This is a genomic window from Streptomyces sp. JLBJ103, assembly GCF_058215575.1.
In genome coordinates, this window is the sequence record NZ_CM177089.1 from 900,698 (window position 1) to 919,136 (window position 18,439).

The 18,439-nt window shown below is 70.8% G+C and carries 15 protein-coding genes and 1 pseudogene; 10 read left to right on the forward strand and 6 right to left on the reverse strand.

What is annotated here, in order from left to right:
- Nucleotides 1-101 precede the first annotated feature (101 nt).
- Both AC4BEG_RS03655 and glpK read left to right on the forward strand, forming a co-directional pair.
- On the forward strand, nucleotides 102-872 hold the full coding sequence (locus AC4BEG_RS03655) for an MIP/aquaporin family protein (protein WP_490704461.1): 771 nt from the start codon (nucleotides 102-104) through the stop codon (nucleotides 870-872).
- A gap of 14 nt (nucleotides 873-886) precedes the next feature.
- Entirely contained in the window at nucleotides 887-2,416 is a 1,530-nt protein-coding gene (glpK, locus tag AC4BEG_RS03660; RefSeq protein ID WP_490704462.1) for a glycerol kinase GlpK, read from the forward strand.
- 85 nt (nucleotides 2,417-2,501) lie between these two features.
- Here glpK and AC4BEG_RS03665 read toward each other — a convergent pair whose 3' ends face one another.
- Genes AC4BEG_RS03665 through AC4BEG_RS03680 form a run of 4 tightly spaced genes read right to left on the reverse strand, consistent with a single transcriptional unit; the run spans nucleotide 2,502 to nucleotide 6,728 of the window.
- Entirely contained in the window at nucleotides 2,502-3,095 is a 594-nt protein-coding gene (locus AC4BEG_RS03665; protein WP_490704463.1) for a GTP-binding protein, read from the reverse strand.
- Entirely contained in the window at nucleotides 3,076-3,471 is a 396-nt protein-coding gene (locus AC4BEG_RS03670; protein ID WP_490704464.1) for a DUF742 domain-containing protein, read from the reverse strand. The genes AC4BEG_RS03665 and AC4BEG_RS03670 overlap by 20 nt, the downstream gene beginning before the upstream one ends.
- Before the next feature lie 15 nt (nucleotides 3,472-3,486).
- Entirely contained in the window at nucleotides 3,487-3,915 is a 429-nt protein-coding gene (locus AC4BEG_RS03675; RefSeq protein ID WP_490704465.1) for a roadblock/LC7 domain-containing protein, read from the reverse strand.
- A complete protein-coding gene (locus tag AC4BEG_RS03680) occupies nucleotides 3,912-6,728 on the reverse strand; it encodes a sensor histidine kinase (protein ID WP_490704466.1) in 2,817 nt (938 codons plus the stop codon). Before AC4BEG_RS03680 ends, AC4BEG_RS03675 begins: the two co-directional genes overlap by 4 nt.
- Before the next feature lie 375 nt (nucleotides 6,729-7,103).
- Here AC4BEG_RS03680 and AC4BEG_RS03685 point away from each other — a divergent pair, with 375 nt between their 5' ends.
- A complete protein-coding gene (locus tag AC4BEG_RS03685; RefSeq protein WP_490704467.1) occupies nucleotides 7,104-7,535 on the forward strand; it encodes a hypothetical protein in 432 nt (143 codons plus the stop codon).
- On the opposite strand, the gene AC4BEG_RS03690 is transcribed toward AC4BEG_RS03685, so the two are convergent.
- Both AC4BEG_RS03690 and AC4BEG_RS03695 read right to left on the reverse strand, forming a co-directional pair.
- Nucleotides 7,483-8,679 carry an NAD(P)/FAD-dependent oxidoreductase gene (locus AC4BEG_RS03690; protein WP_490704468.1) on the reverse strand — a complete coding sequence of 399 codons (1,197 nt, stop codon included), beginning with the start codon at nucleotides 8,677-8,679 and terminating at the stop codon, nucleotides 7,483-7,485. The genes AC4BEG_RS03685 and AC4BEG_RS03690 overlap by 53 nt on opposite strands.
- Entirely contained in the window at nucleotides 8,676-9,038 is a 363-nt protein-coding gene (locus AC4BEG_RS03695; RefSeq protein ID WP_490704469.1) for a bifunctional 3-phenylpropionate/cinnamic acid dioxygenase ferredoxin subunit, read from the reverse strand. Before AC4BEG_RS03695 ends, AC4BEG_RS03690 begins: the two co-directional genes overlap by 4 nt.
- Before the next feature lie 149 nt (nucleotides 9,039-9,187).
- Between AC4BEG_RS03695 and AC4BEG_RS03700 the strand changes: the two genes are divergently transcribed.
- The 7 genes and pseudogenes from AC4BEG_RS03700 to AC4BEG_RS03730 all read left to right on the forward strand — a co-directional run.
- The gene (locus AC4BEG_RS03700) at nucleotides 9,188-9,985 is read left to right on the forward strand and encodes an IclR family transcriptional regulator (protein ID WP_490704470.1); all 798 of its coding nucleotides are present in this window, start codon (nucleotides 9,188-9,190) and stop codon (nucleotides 9,983-9,985) included.
- Between the two features lie 325 nt (nucleotides 9,986-10,310).
- Complete coding sequence (locus AC4BEG_RS03705; RefSeq protein ID WP_490704471.1) at nucleotides 10,311-11,396, forward strand: S-(hydroxymethyl)mycothiol dehydrogenase; 1,086 nt, start codon at nucleotides 10,311-10,313, stop codon at nucleotides 11,394-11,396.
- A complete protein-coding gene (locus AC4BEG_RS03710) occupies nucleotides 11,393-13,852 on the forward strand; it encodes a GcvT family protein (RefSeq protein WP_490704472.1) in 2,460 nt (819 codons plus the stop codon). The genes AC4BEG_RS03705 and AC4BEG_RS03710 overlap by 4 nt, the downstream gene beginning before the upstream one ends.
- Nucleotides 13,853-13,925: 73 nt before the next feature.
- Nucleotides 13,926-15,089, forward strand: coding sequence for an aromatic ring-hydroxylating oxygenase subunit alpha (locus tag AC4BEG_RS03715; protein ID WP_490704473.1), 1,164 nt, complete (start codon nucleotides 13,926-13,928; stop codon nucleotides 15,087-15,089).
- Complete coding sequence (locus AC4BEG_RS03720; RefSeq protein WP_490704474.1) at nucleotides 15,086-16,552, forward strand: aldehyde dehydrogenase family protein; 1,467 nt, start codon at nucleotides 15,086-15,088, stop codon at nucleotides 16,550-16,552. Before AC4BEG_RS03715 ends, AC4BEG_RS03720 begins: the two co-directional genes overlap by 4 nt.
- A gap of 175 nt (nucleotides 16,553-16,727) precedes the next feature.
- The gene (locus AC4BEG_RS03725) at nucleotides 16,728-17,936 is read left to right on the forward strand and encodes an RNA-guided endonuclease InsQ/TnpB family protein (RefSeq protein WP_490704475.1); all 1,209 of its coding nucleotides are present in this window, start codon (nucleotides 16,728-16,730) and stop codon (nucleotides 17,934-17,936) included.
- Between the two features lie 27 nt (nucleotides 17,937-17,963).
- Nucleotides 17,964-18,436 (forward strand): annotated as a pseudogene (locus AC4BEG_RS03730) (APC family permease); the annotation flags it as partial.
- Between the last annotated feature and the right edge of the window lie 3 nt (nucleotides 18,437-18,439).

Sequence of the window (18,439 nt, forward strand, 5' to 3'; positions counted from 1 at the left end):
AGTACGCCCAGTACGAGGACGACCCTCCGCCGTGCGTTCCACGGCACCAGACGCCGCGGGCTGATCCACGAAGATCGACAGGACAGGACCTAGGAGCCGCCATGAGCAATGGGGACATCTTCACCGGTGAGGTCATCGGCACCGCGATACTGATTCTCTTCGGAGCCGGCGTCTGTGCCGCCGTCACCCTGAACCACTCCAAGGCCAAGGCCGCCGGGTGGATCGTCATCGCCTTCGGCTGGGGCTTCGGTGTCCTGGCCGGGGCCTACACCGCGGCGCCGCTCTCCGGCGCCCATCTCAACCCGGCCGTGACCGTGGGCGTCGCCGTCGACACCGGCGACTGGGACAAGGTGCCGCTCTACATCAGCGGCCAGTTGATCGGCGCCGCCATCGGCGCGGTGCTCGCCTGGCTGCTCTACTACGCCCAGTTCGCCGCCAACGCCGAGGAGAAGAACGCTCAGCCCACGCTGGGTGTCTTCGCCACCATCCCCGAGATTCGCAATCCGGTGGCCAACCTGGTCACCGAGATCATCGCCACCGCGGCCCTGGTGCTTCCGCTGCTCGCCTTCGGCAAGGTCGACGGGATCGGCATCGGCCCGGTGTCCGGCAGAGGCGGCGACAGCACGGTGATCTACGGATCCGGTATTTCCATCCTGCTCGTCTCCTTCCTGGTGGTCGGGATCGGCCTGTCCCTGGGCGGGCCGACCGGCTACGCCATCAACCCGGCGCGCGACCTCGGCCCGCGCCTGGCCCACGCCCTGCTGCCCATCCCCAACAAGGGGACCTCGGACTGGGGTTACGCCTGGATCCCGGTGGTGGGTCCGCTGATCGGGGCCGTGCTCGCGGGTCTTGTCTTCAACGCAGCCTTCTGACCGAAGGAGACGCCATGCCGAACCGCTCGGACACCTATGTCGCCGCGATCGACCAGGGCACCACCTCCAGCCGCTGCATCATCTTCGACCAAGGCGGCCGGATCGTCGCCGTCGACCAGCGTGAACACCGCCAGATCTTCCCCAAACCGGGCTGGGTGGAGCATGACGCCACCGAGATCTGGGCCAAGGTGCAGGCCGTGGTGGCGGGCTCACTCGCCAAGGCCGGGCTGCGCGCCGACCAGCTGACCGCGCTGGGCATCACCAACCAGCGCGAGACGACCGTGCTGTGGGACCGCGCCACCGGCAAACCGGTGCACAACGCGATCGTCTGGCAGGACACCCGCACCTCCGCCCTGTGCGCCGAACTCGGCGGCGAACACGGCCAGGACCGCTTCCGGGGCACCACCGGGCTCCCGCTGGCCAGCTACTTCTCCGGGCCCAAGGCCGCCTGGCTGCTGGAACACGTACCCGGGCTGCGCCGCCGCGCCGAGCTCGGCGAGATCGCGTTCGGCACCATCGACTCCTGGCTGATCTGGAACCTCACCGGCGGCACCGACGGCGGAGTGCATGTCACCGATGTCACCAACGCCGGGCGCACCCTGCTGATGGACCTGGAAACCCTCCAGTGGGACAGCGCGATCCTGGCGGCGATGAACATCCCCGAGGCGATGCTCCCGGAGATCAGGTCCTCGGCCGAGGTGTACGGCACGGCGGTGGGCCAGCTCGCCGGGGTGCCGGTGGCCTCCGCCCTCGGTGACCAGCAGGCCGCGGTGTTCGGCCAGACCTGCTACGGCGTCGGCGAGGCCAAAAACACCTATGGCACCGGGAGTTTCCTGCTGCTGAACACCGGCGACCGCCCGGTGCCCGCCAAGAGCGGACTGCTGACCACGATGGGCTACCGGCTCGGGGGTGAGCGGCCCGTCTACTGCCTGGAAGGTTCGATCGCCATCACCGGGGCGCTGGTGCAGTGGTTCCGCGACCAGTTGGGCATCATCCGCTCGGCCGACGAGATCGAGCCGCTGGCCGCGAGCGTGTCCGACAACGGCGGGGCGTATATCGTCCCGGCGTTCTCCGGGCTGTTCGCCCCGTACTGGCGCTCCGACGCGCGCGGGGTGGTCACCGGTCTCACCCGGTACGTCACCAAGGCACATCTGGCACGTGCCGTACTGGAGGCCACCAGCTGGCAGACGCGCGAAGTGGTCGACGCGATGTACCAGGACTCCGGGGTGCGCATCACCACCCTCAAGGTCGACGGCGGGATGACCGCGAACGGGCTGCTGATGCAGCACCAGGCCGATGTGCTCGGCGTCCCGGTGATCCGTCCAGTGGTCTCCGAAACCACCTGTCTGGGCGCGGCGTACGCGGCCGGGCTGGCCACCGGGGTCTGGCAGGACCTGGACGAACTGCGCTCCCACTGGCAGCGGGACACCGAGTGGTCCCCGCGGATGGGCGCGGAGGAGCGGGAGCGCGAGTACGGCAACTGGCGCATGGCGGTGGAGCGCAGCTTCGGGTGGCACAAGGAGGACCGGGACGCCGAAGCGTAGTTCCCCGCAGCGCCGTACGGCGACGGCCCGTACCCCGGAGAGCGGGGTACGGGCCGGGTCGCTCCTGCGCCGCGCGGAGGTCCGGCTAGCGCCTTGTGGCCGAGGCCAGCATCGCGTGCTCGACGACCGAGATGAGTACGTCTTTGGCGGACTCCCGCTCGCGGGCGTCGCACAGGATGACCGGGGTGCCGGGGTCGAGGTCGAGCGCGTCGCGCACCGACTCCTCGGGGTAGCGCTCGGCGCCCTCGAAGCAGTTGACGGCCACCGTGAAAGCGATACCGCGCCGTTCGAAGTAGTCGATGGCGGCGAAGCAGTCCTCCAGCCGCCGGGTGTCGGCCAGCACCACCGCGCCCAGCGCGCCGGTGGCCAGTTCGTCCCACAGGAACCAGAAGCGGTCCTGTCCGGGGGTGCCGAAGAGGTAGAGGACGAGGTCCTCGCGGAGGGTGATACGCCCGAAGTCCATGGCGACGGTGGTGGTTGTCTTGGCCTCCACCCCCGCGATGTCGTCGACCGGACGGCCGGCCTCGGTGAGGAGTTCCTCGGTGCGCAGCGGTTTGATCTCGCTGACCGCGCCCACCAGGGTCGTCTTGCCCGCGCCGAATCCGCCCGCCACAAGTATCTTCAGCGTGACCGGTTCGACGATGGGAGAGCGGCCTAGGTCAGAGTGCCCGTAGACCATTGATCACCTCGCGCAGAATCCTCTCGTCCGGCAGTTCCGCCGGAGGTACGGGCCGGGACACTCGGACGAGTGCCGCGTGGAGCAGGTCACCGATGAGTACACGGACCACCCCGACCGGAAGGTCGAGTTCGGCCGCCAGCTCGGCGACGGACTGTGGGGTGTCGCGGCTCATTTCGACGATGTCGATGTGCTCCGGGGACAGCGTCTGGTCAGTGACGGTCCGTTGGCTCACAGCGTCGGCGACGACGACCGCGATCAGATCGAGCTTTCCCTCCGCGGCGCTGCGGGTGCGCCCCCGTGTCATCGCATAGGGCCGGACCACCGGCCCTGCCGCGTCGTCGAACCAGCGGCCGGTCTGTTCCCCGCCTCGGGTCATGTCCCCCGGCCTCCGTCACCCGCCGGATCGCGGAGCGGAGCCCAGATGGGCGCCCACCCGCTTCACCAGCAGCGTCATCTCGTAGGCCACTTGACCGACATCGGAGTCGGCGTCGGCGAGCACCGCCAGGCAGCTGCCGTCGCCCGCGGCGGTGACGAACAGGAAGGCGTCGTCGAGTTCGACGATGGTCTGCCGCACCCGGCCGGCGTCGAAGTGGCGGCCGACGCCCTTGGCGAGGCTGTGGAATCCGGAGGCCACGGCGGCCAGATGCTCGCCGTCCTCCCGGGACAGATCGTGTGAGCCGCCGGTGGGCAGGCCGTCCCCGGAGAGCACCAGCGCCTTGCGGATGCTGCCCACCCGTCCGACCAGTTCGTCAAGCAGCCAATTGAGTTCGCCCGACGTCCGTGCCGAGGCGTTCCCTGCTGCGGCGTTCGATGCGGTCATCGACCGTCCCCCTCATATGTCATTCCTGGTGCTGTGTCCTGCGCGCCGGAACCGCTGCCCGTCTGACGCCGACCACGCTGCCAACCCCGCTGGAGGGAGGCCATGGTGGCCCGTGCCTGTTCGGCCTCCCGCTCGGGATCGGTGTCCGAAGGGTACCTTTCCGCCTCATCGCGCGGCGTGGGGTCGTTCCTCAGCTGCGGAGCCAGGTTGGCCTGCCGGACGCGCTTGGGCAGCCCGGATGCCGAACGCCGCGGCGGTGCCGGGCGTTCGGGCGTCCGCTCCCCCGCCCAGGACGGGGCGCGGTCCTGGCCCTGCCCCGGGATGTGCCCTGATCCGTATCCCTGTCCCGGCCCCTGTCCCGGCTCCGGTGCCTGTCCCCGTGCGACCGGGGCCGTTCCGCTGTCCGAACCCGGTCCCCTGTCCGGGCCCGGCCGTTCGGCCCGGGAGGGCTGATCGGCGCTGTACGGACGGGCGTGCCGGCCGCCCGGGGTGCCGTCGACCGGGCGGCCGTGGTCGGAGACCAGCACCGGCGGGACACGGCGGGGCAGCGGGGCGGGGCCACCGCCCTGGGCAGGCGGCGGTGCGGCAGCGGGCTGGTGCCGCTCGACGTCGGGGGCGGGGCGCTGGCTGGGCAGTCCGCGGGCCCGGAAGATCCCGCCCAGCTCCTCGTCCTCCTCGGTCTCGTCGTTCGCCCCGGTCGCCCCGGCAGGCCCGGCCGGGAACCGCGATACCGGCGCCTCGAGTTGGGCGGGTCCACCCCGCGTCGGCCCGGTCGGCGCCGTGAGCTCCCGGAAGACCGCGGAGGGGTCCTCCAACGGCGCGGTCCGCTGCTGGACCGCCTGGAGCCTGCTCTGGGGGCCCAGCCGGTCGTAACCCTGGCCGCGGCCGCGGTCGTCGGCGTCGTCATCGGCGTCGTTCTCGCTGAGCAGCCTGCCGGGGATGAGGACGACGGCGGTGGTGCCGCCGTACGGCGAGGGCTGGAGCGAGACGCGGACGCCCTGGCGCTGGGCGAGCCGACTGACCACGAACAGACCGAGCCGGTCGGTGTCGGACAGCTCGAATTCGGCGGTCTCGGCGAGCCGGAGGTTGGCCTCCATGAGCGCCTCGGACGTCATCCCCAGACCGCGGTCGTGGATCTCCAGGGTGAAGCCCTTGGCGACCCGCTCGCCGTGCACCTGGACGGCGGTGTGCGGCGGGGAGAACACGGTGGCGTTCTCCAGCAGTTCGGCGATCAGATGGGTGAGGTCGCCGACGGCCGGGCCGTTGACCGCGAGCCGCGGCATCCGGCGGACCTCGATCCGCTCGTAGTCCTCGACCTCGGCGACGGCGGCGCGCACCACGTCCATCAGCTGGATCGGCTTGCGCCACTGCCGGGAGGGCGCGGCGCCGGAGAGGATGACCAGGCCCTCGGCGTGCCGCCGCATACGGGTGGTCATATGGTCCAGGCGGAACAGATCGGCGAGTTCGTCGGTGTCCTCGGTGCGCCGTTCCATGGCGTCGAGCAGGGTGAGCTGGCGGTGCAGCAGCACCTGGCTGCGGCGGGCGAGGTTGACGAAGACCTCGGAGACGCCCTGGCGGAGCTCGGCCTGTTTGACGGCGGCCTCGACGGCGGCCCGCTGGAGGGTGTTGACGGCCTGGCCGACCTGGCCGATCTCATCGGGGCCGTAGTCGAGCCGGGGCGCCTCGGTCTCGATGTCGACCTTGTCCCCGGCGCCGAGGCGGCGCATCACACCGGGCAGCCGGACGCTGGCGACCTCCTGGGCGTCCTTGCGGAGCCCGGACAGGTCGCGGACCAGGGTGCGGCCGATCCGGAAGGAGACGAAGACCGAGACGACCAGGGCCAGCAGACCGAGGATGCCGGCCACGCCGGCCTTGAGCAGCACGTTGTCGGCGACCGGGTCGATACGGTCCTGGAGCCGGTCGGTGGCCTCTTCGCCCAGTCGGTCGTAGTCATTGAGCACCGGTCCCGCGGCGGCCTCCCAGTGCTCCTGGTCCAGGGCCTTGATGGCCGCCTTGGGGTCCATCGAGGACAGCAGCTTCCCCTCGGCGACCCGCAGCGCGGCGGGGGCGGATTTGGTGCGCCGGTAGTCGGCGAAGATCTTCTGCTCCGAGGCGGGCAGGACCGGGAGGTTGGTGTCGTAGAGCAAGGTGCGCTCGGCGATGAGGTCGGAGATGGCCTTGAGGTCGGCCAGGCTCATCTTGCGCGCCGTCAGGGAGGAGACGTACAGGGCGTCCTCCCGGGAGAGGGCCTCCCGGGCGCGGATCATCGCGACCAGTGCCCGGCCCTGCTTGTCCAGGTCGGTGTCGGGCACGGCATGCAGCGAACTGCGGAAGTTGTAGCAGAGGTCGACGAGTTTGTTGTAGTACTCATATGCTGCGGTCCGGGTGATGTCGTTGTCCTCGACCTTCCGGCGCAGACTGTCGAGGCCGTCGGCCGCCTTGAGGATCCCGCCGAGCTGGTCCCGGGAGTCGCCATTCATCAGGTCGCGCACATCGCCGTCCGTGGCAGCGTCCCGCAGGGTGTTGATGACCTGGTCGGTCTTGCGCTGCTGGGTGTGGAGCACGGGGAGCGCGTCCGACCGGCGGGGATCCGCGAGCAGGATGAGGGTCTGCCGCCGTTCCTTCTGGACGGCGTGCACCGCGTCCTCCGCCGGCTGGCCCGCCTTGTCGATGATGTCGGACGCGTCCAGCAGCTGCATCGCCTCACGACCGGTGATCACTGTAGCGAAGGCCCAGATTGCCGTCAGTGAGACAAGCGGCACCAGCAACAGCGCCACGATCTTCCGGCGGATGGACTTCCCGCGAAAGCGCATGGCCTCCCCAACGTCAACCCCCTTGCGCGGGGGCGGTGTTCGATGTTCCGACAACGAGCGGGCGCGAGCCTACTACTGGAATACGGCGGCCTCGAAGAGCTGTCCGGTAGATGCAGTGATCCCCCCACCCCTGATGATCAGGAGTTGTCGGGCCATTGTCCGACTTACCCCCCGGGGCTTGGCACCGACCTGCCGATCATCGAGTGCCCCTGGCACATGAGGCTTGGCCGGTTTTCCTCTCCCCACGGTCCGCGGAGGGGAACTTCCGGTGTCCGCCGTTCGTGACGTTATGGGGGACATCAACGGGGCATACGTCCCAAGTACCGCTATCTGGACGGCGGGGCGGGGCGGCCGCAGGAAAGGGGTGAGAGCGTCATGGACGCCATGCACGGCGCGATGGACAAGGATCGCGACATCCCGGCGCGGGCGGTCCGGCCACTGTGGACCGAGGAACCGGCCCGCCGGAGGCGGCTGCCCGACCCCGTTCGTACGGCGGCGGTGCGGGCGGTGATCATCGTGGCGGTGACGCTGGTGCAGGCGATGGTGGCCGTGCTGTGCACCTTCGCGGGGTCGTGGTTCGCCTTCCCCGCCGTGCTCGCCACGGTGGCGAGCACGGTGGTGGCCACCTGGGGTGTGCTGGATGTGTGGGTGACCCGCCAGGTCTGGAACCAGCGCTACGGGGTGGTCTCCCGGCCCAGCAGCACGGCGCGGGAGCTGCGCCGTCAGCGCCGGGAGGCCCGCAGGGCGGAGCGGGTCACCTCCCGGCCGGCCGGGGAGCGCGGGCGAGCTCGCGGCGCAGCCGCATGAAGGGCCGGGGCCGGTTGATAGCGAGGACGGCGGTGGTGTTGCCGTCCCGTTCATAGACGGCCAGGAGTCCGGCGCCGGGGTCGGCGGGGTCGCCCTCGTCGATGCGGACGGTGTCCCCGGGTTCGCGCCGTCCCGCGTACTGGATCCGGGCGCCGTACTGGTCGGACCAGAAGTAGGGCAGCGCGGTGTACGGCTCGACGGTGGATCCGGCGAGCAGATTGCGGGCGGCCACCCCGCCCTGTTCCATTCCGCTGGTCCAGTGCTCGGCGCGGACGGTGCGTCCGGTGCCGGGCCGGGCGAGCCGGGCCACGTCCCCGACGGCCACCACATTGGGCAGCGCGGTGACACAGCCCTCGTCGCACAGCACCCCGTCGTCGAGCTTCAGGCCCGAGCCCTCCAGCCAGCCGGTGACGGGTCGCACCCCGATCCCGACGATCACCACATCGGCGGGGAGCACCCGGCCGTCGGCGAGCTCCACACCGGTGACCCGGCCGGTGCCGCGCAGGGTGGCCACCTGGGTGCCGCACAGCAGGTCCACCCCGCTGTTCCGGTGGAGCGCGGCGCAGACCCCGGCCAGCTCCTCGCCGAGCTGGGGCACCAGCGGCAGCGGGGCGGCCTCGACCACGGTGACGTCCAGTCCGAGGGCGGCGCAGGAGGAGGCGACCTCGGCGCCGATGAACCCGGCGCCGATCACCACCGCGCGGCCGGCGCCCGCGTGCAGCTCGGCGCGGAGCCGGGCGGCGTCGTCGAGGGTGCGCAGGGTGTGCACCCCGGGGAGAGCGGTGGCGCGCAGGGTGCGGGGCGCGGCACCGGTGGCGATCACCACCCCGTCGGTGCCGATGGTGCGGCCGTCCGCGAGGCGGACCTCGCCCGCGGCGGGGTCCAGCACCTCGGCCCGGACGCCGAGCAGCCACTCGGCGTCGAGCTCGGCCTCGTCCTCAGGGTCGGTCAGGGCGAGCGGACCGGGATCGCCGTCCGGGCCGCCGGGGCGGGTGAGGAATTCCTTGGACAGGGGCGGGCGGTCGTAGGGGCGGTGGCGCTCCTCACCGACGATGATCAGCCGCCCGTCGAAGCCGTGGGAGCGCAGGCCCCGCGCCGCGTGCAGTCCGGCGAGCGAGGCGCCGACGACGGTGACCGTCCTCATGCGACGGCTTCTTCCTGGACCGCGCGGACGGGCTCGCCGGGAACGGTGTGCACCGTGGGGTGGACATAGAGCATTCCGTCGACGACCGTGACAGCGTGGGTCCGTACGGGCTTGCGGGCGGGCAGGCAGGTGGGCTCGCCGGAACGCAGATCGAACAGCGCGGCGTGCAGCGGGCATTCGACATAGCAGCCCTCCAGCCAGCCTTCCGAGAGGGAGGCGTCCTGGTGGCTACAGGTGTCGTCGATGGCGTAGAACGCGCCCTCGGAGTGGAATACGGCGATCGGCCCGCCGGTCTCACCGGCCTCGACACGCACCGACTCGCCCTCCGGCAGGTCCTCGATACGGCAGACGGGAATCATTGGCCCCCCTCACGTTGATCGGTATCATGCGTTCTGAATGGCGCATCGAATAGCGCGATGCGCAACAGAATCCAGATCAGGAAGGCAGTCGTCAAGAGTTCCCCGTCGAGGGGCCCCACGCGAAGCCGCCGGATGGTGAGATCAGACCCATGACGAACACGACCGAGGACCGGGCCGAGGAGAAGCGGGGGGCCGCCGGGTCAGTGCAGTCGGTGGACAGGGCGGTCAGCGTCCTGGAGATCCTCGCCAAGCTGGGCGAGGCCGGAGTGACCGAGATCGCCGAGGAGCTGGGGGTGCACAAGTCGACCGCCTTCCGGCTGCTCGGCGTGCTGGAGAACCGCGGGCTGGTCGGCCAGGAGCGAGAACGGGGGAAGTACTACCTGGGCGCGGGGGTGCTCAGACTCGCGGGCGCCGCCGCCATCCGCCTGGACATCTCGCAGGAGGGCGCCCCGGTGTGCCGGGCGCTGGCCGACGAGACCGGGGAGACGGCCAATATCGCCGTGCTGGACGGGGACGCGGCGGTCAACATCATGCAGGCGCGCGGCGCCGCGGCGGTCACCGCCTTCAACTGGCTGGGCCGCCGGACCGCGCTGCACGCGACCGCGAGCGGCAAGGTGCTGCTCGCCCATCTGACCGGCGAGCGGCGGGAGCGGCTGGTGACACGGAAGCTGCCGCGGTTCACCGAGCACACCCTCACCACCTCCGCCGAGCTGCGGCAGCAGCTGGAGACGGCCGCCGAGCGCGGCTTCGCCTACTCCTGCGAGGAGCTGGAGATCGGGCTGAACGCGGTCGCCGCCCCGGTGCGCGGCCACGACGGCGCGGTCATCGGGGCGATCGGCGTCTCGGGCCCGGCCTACCGGATGGCTCAGAGCCGGCTGCCCGACCTGGCCGAGTACGCCGTGAAGACGGCCGAGGAACTGTCCCGGAGGATGGGCTTCCCCGGCTGAGCAGGCGAGAAAGAACCACCACCCGCACGAGGGGGCCGGATCCGTCCGGCCCCCTCGTCGTCTTCGCGGAACGCCCCGCCGGGAGCGCCCGTCCGCGGCCACGCCCTCCCGGGTCGACGCTTCGCTACAGCTCGATTGCGCGTACCTCTTGACCGCGCGGGGGAACCACTTTCAGGATGTCCCCCATCGCGCAACACGCCGCGCTATACGCAACTCGAGGGTAACCAAGAGCCGTTGAACCGGTCGGTTTCCCCCCATATCGAGTCCGCCATGTCAGCTCCCCACGCCCGGTCCCTGCGAGCGCAGGAGAACAGAGGAGTGAGCCATGCCGCAAGAAGCCCGCGCCGTCGTCGCGGTCAAAAAGGGCGCCCCCGTGGAGGTGGTGCCGATCATCGTGCCCGATCCCGGCCCCGGTGAGGTGCTCGTGGCCGTCCAGGCGTGCGGGGTGTGCCACACCGATCTGCACTACCGGGAAGGCGCGATCGGTGACGAGTTCCCGTATCTGCTCGGGCACGAGGCGGCGGGGACCATCGAGGCCGTGGGTCCGGGCGTCACCGGGCTCGCCCCCGGCGACTACGTCGTCCTGGCCTGGCGCGCTCCCTGCGGCGGCTGCCGCTCCTGCCGCCGGGGCCGTCCCTGGTACTGCTTCGACAGCCGCAACGCCGCCCAGCCGATGACGCTCGCCGACGGCACCCCGCTCAGCCCTGCCCTGGGCATCGGGGCGTTCGCCGAGAAGACGCTGGTCGCGGCGGGCCAAGCGGTCAAGATCGACCCGTCCGCGCGCCCCGAGGCGGCGGGCCTGATCGGCTGCGGGGTGATGGCCGGGTACGGCGCGGCCGTGCACACCGGCCAGGTCTCCAACGGGGACACGGTGGCCGTCATCGGCTGCGGCGGGGTCGGCAACGCGGCCATCACCGGGGCCTCGCTGGCCGGGGCGCGCCGGGTGATCGCGGTCGACATCGACGACAAGAAGCTGGACGCGGCCACCCGCTTCGGCGCCACCGACACCGTCAACTCCCGTGGCACCGACCCGGTCGAGGCGGTGCGCGAACTGACCGGCGGCTTCGGCGCCGATGTCGTCATCGACGCGGTGGGCCGCCCCGAGACCTACCGGCAGGGCTTCTATATGCGCGACCACGCCGGGGTGCTGGTGCAGGTCGGTGTGCCGGACCCGGAGATGCGGATCGATCTGCCTCTGATCGACCTGTTCTCCCGCGGCGGCGCCCTCAAGTCGTCCTGGTACGGCGACTGTCTGCCCAGCCGGGACTTCCCCGTCCTGGTCGACCTCCACCTCAGCCGCAAGCTGGACCTGGAGGCGTTCATCAGCGAGATGATCGCGCTGGACGAGGTGGAGCCGGCGTTCGCCAAGATGCAGCGCGGCGAGGTGCTGCGGTCGGTGGTGGTCCTGTGAACGGGGAGGCCCGCAACAGGCAGCGGCGCGTGGTCATCGTCGGCGCCGGTATCGTCGGCTGCTCACTGGCCGACGAGCTGACCGCCCGCGGCTGGAGCGAGGTCACCGTCCTGGAGCAGGGGCCGCTGCTGGCCCCCGGTGGTTCGACCTCGCACGCGCCCGGACTGGTCTTCCAGACCAGCCCCTCCAAGACCCTCACCGACTTCGCCGCCTACACCGTGGAGAAGTTCTCCGCCCTCGAGGTGGACGGGCTGTCCTGTTTCAACCCGGTGGGCGGACTGGAGATCGCCACCAGCGAGGAGCGCTGGGCCGATCTGCACCGCAAGGCCGGGCTCGCCACCTCCTGGGGGGTGCGGGCCGAACTGATCGGCCCCGCCCGCTGCGTGGAGCTGTGGCCCCTGCTGGACCAGGACAGGATCCTCGGCGGTCTGCACACCCCGGACGACGGACTCGCCCGCGCCCTGCTCGCCTCCCGCGCCCAGATGGAGCGGGCCACCGAGCGCGGCGCCCGCTTCCTGGACCGGCACACCGTGACCGGGATCGAGCAGGAGGACGGCCGGGTCACCGGTGTGGTCACCGACCGGGGCCGCTTCACCGCCGACCTCGTGGTGTCCGCCGCCGGATTCTGGGGCCCGCTGATCGGTGCGATGGCCGGGGTGCCGGTTCCGCTGCTGCCGCTGGCCCACCAGTACGCCAAGACCGCGCCGCTGCCGGAGCTGGCGGGGCTCAATGACCCGCGCACCGAGGCGAACCGGCCGATCCTGCGCTTCCAGGACCGCGATCTGTACTACCGCGAGCACACCGACCGCCTCGGCATCGGCTCCTACGCCCACCGGCCGATGCCGGTCGACGCCGCCGAGGTGCCCGCCTACGACGACGCCCCGGTGATGCCGTCCTCGCTGCCGTTCACCGAGGAGGACTTCGCGCCCAGCTGGGAGGACAGCGTCGGACTGCTCCCCGCGCTCGGCGCGAGCCGGGTCGAGGAGGGCTTCAACGGCGTCTTCTCCTTCACCCCGGACGGGATGCCGGTGCTCGGCGAATCCCGTGAGGTGCGCGGCTTCTGGCTGGCCGAGGCGGTGTGGGTCACCCACTCCGCGGGCGTCGCCAAGGCCGTCGCCGAGTGGATGACCGACGGGCGGCCGTCCACCGATGTCCACGGCTGCGATCTGTACCGCTTCGAGGACGCCCAGCGCTCCCCCGCCTATGTGGCCGAGCGCGGCGCCCAGAACTTCGTCGAGGTCTACGACGTCATCCACCCGCTGCAACCCATGGAGTGGCCCCGCCCGCTGCGGGTCAGCCCCTTCCATGTGCGCCAGCGGGAGCTGGGCGCCTCCTTCCTGGAGGGCGGCGGCTGGGAGCGTCCGCACTGGTACGCGGCCAACGCCCCACTCGCCGAGGGCATCGAACTGCCCCCGCGCGACGCCTGGTCGGCCCGCTACTGGTCGCCGATCGCCGCCGCCGAGGCCAGGGCCACCCGGGAGCGGGTCGCGCTGTACGACATGACCCCGCTCAAGCGGCTGGAGGTCAGTGGACGCGGCGCGCTCGCCTTCCTCCAGCGGATGACCACCAACCAGCTGGCGAAGAAGCCCGGTTCGGTCACCTACACCCTGCTGCTGGACGAGGCCGGAGGTGTGCGCAGCGATCTGACCGTCGCGCGGCTGGCGGAGAACCGCTTCCAGGTGGGCGCCAACGGCGGTCTTGACCTGGACTGGCTGCTGCGCCACGCCCCGGACGACGTGCACATCGCCGATATCACCCCCGGCACCTGCTGTATCGGGGTGTGGGGCCCGCTCGCCCGGGACCTGGTCCAGCCGCTCACCCGCGATGACTTCTCGCACGGCGCGTTCGGCTACTTCAAGGCCCGGCAGACCTACCTCGGCCATGTCCCGGTCACCGCGATGCGGCTGAGCTATGTCGGCGAACTGGGCTGGGAGCTGTACACCACCGCCGATATGGGCCTGCGGCTGTGGGACACCCTCTGGGAGGCGGGACAGGAGCACGAGGTGATCGCCGCCGGGCGCTCCGCCTTCAACAGCCTGCGGCTGGAGAAGGGGTACCGCGCCTGGGGCCACGACATGACCACCGAGCACGACCCGTACGAGGCCGGGGTCGGCTTCGCCGTCCGGATGGACAAGGGCGACTTCATCGGGCGGGCCGCACTCGAGGGCCGCTCCGAGGAGACCGCGCGGCGCAGGCTGACCTGTCTCACTCTGGACGATCCGGCCGCCCTGGTCATGGGCAGCGAGCCGGTGTTCGTCGACGGCGCGCCCGCCGGCTATGTGACCAGCGCCGCCTACGGCTACACCGTCGGCCGCACGGTCGCCTACGCCTGGCTGCCCGCCGCGGCCGCCGTGCCCGGCACCGCCGTGCACATCGAGTACTTCGGCGAGAAGGTCCCCGCGACCGTCACCGCCGAGCCCCTCTTCGACCCGCGGATGGCGCGGATCCGCCGCTGACCTCCGGGCGTTCCATGTCCCATCGACCTCTTCGACCCCGCGGCCGACCGCCGCGCACGCCTGAGGAGAACCCATGACTGTGGCTCCCGAATCCCCCGCCGCCACATCCCCCAGTCTGATCACCACTCTCCCCGGCCACTGGTACACCTCTCCAGGCATCTTCCGTCAGGAGCAGGAGCACCTGTTCGAGGCCCTGTGGTACTGCGCCGTGCGCAGCGCCGAGCTGGACCGGCCCGGAGCGTTCCGCACCGTGCAGGTCGGCCGGGAGAGCGTGCTGATCACCCGGAACCGCCGTGGTGAACTGCGCGCGTTCCTCAATATCTGCCGCCATCGCGGCGCCCGGCTGTGCACCGAGGAGTCCGGCACCGTGCGGCGCTCGCTCCAGTGCCCGTACCACGCCTGGACCTACGATCTGGACGGCAGACTCACCGCCGCCCCCAACCTCCAGAAGATGCCCGACATCGACCGGGTCGAGCGCGGGCTGATCCCGGTGACCCTGCGCGAATGGCTCGGCTACGCCTGGGTGTGCCTGGCCGACGAACCGCCCTCCTTCGAGGAGACGGTGATCGGATCAGTGGCCGAACGCCTCGGCGACGCCGAGGCAGTGGAGCGCTACGACGTGGCGGCGCTGGCCCTGGGCCGCCGGATCAGCTATGACATCCGGGCCAACTGGAAACTGATCGTCGAGAACTTCATGGAGTGCTACCACTGCGCGACGATCCACCCGGAACTGACCGAGGTGCTCCCGGAGTTCGCCGACGGTCTGGCCGCGCAGTACTTCGTCGGCCACGGCGCGGAGTTCGCCGCGGAGGCCGAGGGCTTCACGGTGGACGGCAGCGCGGGCTTCGACCGGTTCACCGGGATCGCCGAGGAGCAGGACCGCCGCTACTACGCGATCACGGTGCGCCCGCAGGTGTTCATCAACCTGGTGCCCGACCATGTGATCGTCCACCGGATGTTCCCGCTCGCCGCCGATCGCACCCTGGTGGAGTGCGACTGGCTGTACGCACCGGACGTCGTGGCCTCCGCCTCCGACCAGGATCTGTCGAAGTCGGTCGAGCTGTTTCACCGCGTCAACACCCAGGACTTCGACGCCTGTGAGCGCACCCAGCCGGCCATGGACTCGCGGGCGTACCGGCGCGGCGGAGTGCTCGTCCCCAGCGAGCACCACATCGGCGCGTTCCACCAGTGGGTGACCGAGCATGTCCCGACCCCGACAGCGGAGGAATGCCCGTGACTGATCTCTTCATCGGTGGCCAGTGGACCGAAGCGATCGACCAGCGCACCCGGGAGATCCGGTGCCCCGCCGACGGCTCGCTGGTCGCGGTCGTCGACGAGGGCGGTGCCAAGGACGCGGCTGAGGCGGTGGCCGCCGCCCGGCAGGCGTTCGACCAGGGGCCGTGGCCCCACACCCCGGCGGCCACCCGCGGCGATCTGCTGCTGCGTGTGGCGGATCTGCTCGAGCGGGACAAGGCCGGACTCGCCCGCGCCGAGTCCCTGGACACCGGCAAACGGCTGGCGGAGAGCGAGATCGACATCGACGATGTCGCCGCGTGCTTCCGCTACTTCGGCACGCTGGTGCGCACCGAGGTGGACCGGGAGGTGGACACCGGTCTGGAGGACGCCGTCAGCCGGGTGGTCCATGAGCCGGTCGGGGTCTGCGCCCTGATCACCCCGTGGAACTATCCGCTGTTGCAGACCTCGTGGAAGGTGGCGCCCGCGCTCGCGGCGGGCAACACCTTCGTCCTCAAGCCCAGTGAGCTGACGCCGAGTACGGCCATCGCCCTGATACGGCTGCTTCAGGAGGCGGGACTCCCGGGCGGGGTGGCCAATCTGGTGCTGGGCCCGGGGGCCGAGGCGGGGGCGCCGCTGACCGACAACCCCGATGTGGACATGGTGTCCTTCACCGGGGGGCTGCGAACCGGGCGGCGGATCATGGCCGCCGCGTCCGGCACGGTGAAACGGACCTCGCTGGAGCTGGGCGGCAAGAACCCCAATGTGGTCTTCGCCGACGCGGACTTCGAGACGGCTGTGGACTACGCGCTCACCGCGGTCTTCCTGCACTCCGGACAGGTCTGCTCGGCCGGTGCCCGGCTGCTGGTGGAGGACTCGCTGCACGATGCCTTCGTCGACGAGGTGGTGCGCCGGGCGAAGGCGATCCGACTGGGCGGTCCGTTCGACGCGGAGGCCCGGACCGGTCCGCTGATCTCGGCCGCGCACCGGGCCAAGGTCGAGGCGTATGTGGCGGCCGGGATCGCGGAGGGGGCGCGGCTGCGCTGCGGTGGGGCCCGGCCGGAGGATCCCGCCCTGGCGGACGGCTTCTACTATCTGCCGACCGTGCTGGACCAATGCCACAGCGGTATGTCGGTGCTGGCCGACGAGTCCTTCGGGCCGGTGCTCACGGTGGAACGTTTCGCCTCCGAGGACGAGGCGGTGCGGCTGGCCAACGACACCATCTACGGACTCGCGGGGGCGGTGTGGTCCGGTGACGAGGGGCGGGCCCAGCGGGTCGCGTCCCGGCTGCGGCTGGGCACCGTATGGATCAACGACTACCACCCCTATCTGCCGCAGGCGGAGTGGGGCGGGTTCAAACAGTCCGGGACCGGACGGGAGCTGGGGCCCAGCGGTCTCGCGGAGTACCGCGAGACCAAGCACATCTGGCGCAATACCCGTCCCCGTCCCCAGGGCTGGTTCGCCTGACATTGGAGTCCGTTCATCGGGATTCCTCCGTGGATACCCCGGCCTTCAGGCCGGGGAGGAAACGGACTCCTGCGGAGCAGGGCAGGGAAAGCCGAGTCGCCGTCAGGGCGATTCGGCGTGTGCCGACCAGCGACCGAAACCCTTCAATCACATAGGAATTGATAGAGTGTGAGGCATGGCGCAGCAGGTGAAGCGGGCGTTCAAGTACCGCTTCTATCCGACGGGCGAGCAGGCGGCTGAGCTGTCGCGTACGTTCGGCTGCGTGCGTCTCGTCTACAACCGGGCGCTGGAGGAGCGCACCCGTGCCTGGTACGGCGAGCAGCGCCGCGTCTCCTACGTCCAGGCCTCCGCCGCGCTGACGGAGTGGAAGAAGACCGAGGAACTCGCCTTCCTGAACGAGGTGTCCTCCGTTCCGCTCCAGCAGGGGTTGCGCCACCTTCAGGCGGCGTTCGGGAACTTCTTCGCCAAGCGGGCCAAGTACCCCCGGTACAAGAGCCGGAAGAAGTCTCGCGCGAGTGCGGAGTACACCCGCTCCGCCTTCAAGTGGCGTGACGGGCGCCTGACGTTGGCGAAGATGACGGCGCCGCTGGACCTTCGCTGGTCGCGCCCGCTCCCGGAGGGGGCGGAGCCGACCACGGTGACCGTCTCCCGTGACGCCGCGGGGCGCTGGTTCGTATCCCTGCTGTGCGAGGACACCATCGCCCCTGCCCCGGCCACGGACGCGGCGGTCGGTATCGACGCCGGGATCAGCTCGCTGGTGACCCTGTCCACCGGGGAGAAGATCACCAACCCCAGGCACGAGCGCCGCGACCGGACCCGGCTTGCGAAGGCTCAGCGGGAGCTGTCCCGCAAGGCCAAGGGCTCGAACAACCGAGAGAAGGCCCGCCGGAAGGCCGCCAGGGTCCATGCTCGGATCGCCGACCGCCGTCGGGACTTCCTGCACAAACTCACCACTCGGCTCGTCCGTGAGAACCAAACGGTCGTGATCGAGGACCTCACCGTCCGCAACCTGCTGAAGAATCACACCCTGGCGCGTGCGATCTCGGACGCGTCGTGGACGGAACTGCGCTCCATGCTGGAGTACAAGTGCGCCTGGTACGGGCGCGAACTCGTGGTGATCGACCGCTGGTTCCCCAGCTCGAAGCTGTGCGGGGCCTGCGGCACGGTCCGCGAGAAGCTGCCGCTGAACGTCCGTGAGTGGACGTGCGACTGCGGCACCGTGCATGACCGTGACGTGAACGCGGCACGCAACATCCTGGCCGCCGGGCTGGCGGCGTCTGCCTGTGGAGACGGTGTAAGACCTCAACGGGAGTCCTCCCGGACGGGGCGGTCGTCGGTGAAACAGGAACCCCAGCGGGTGACCGCTGGAATCCCCCGCCTTTAGGCGGGGGAGGAAGTCAAGTCCCCTTCCCAGGACGACGCCGAACTCGCGGAGTTCGGCTACCGTCCCGAACTGAAGAGAACGCTCGGCACCTTCCACACCTTCGCCGCCGGGATCAGCTACATCTCCATCCTCACCGGCACCTTCCAGCTCTTCTACTTCGGCTACAGCCAGGGTGGGCCCGCCTACTGGTGGTCCTGGCCGATGGTCTTCGCCGGACAGCTCATGGTGGCGCTCTGCTTGCCGAGCTGGCCGCCCGCTATCCGGTCGCGGGCTCGGTCTACAACTGGTCCAAGCGGCTGGGCAACGTGCATGTGGGCTGGCTCGCCGGGTGGATGATGCTGGTCGCCTCGATCGTCTCGCTGGCCGCGGTGGCCCTGGCCTACCAGCTGACGCTGCCGCAGATTCCCGGGCGTACCCCGCAGACCGTGACGCTGGTCAACGGCGTGGCCTCCGGGACGTTCAACCCGCTCCAGAAGGGAACCCACACCGTCACCGCCAACTAC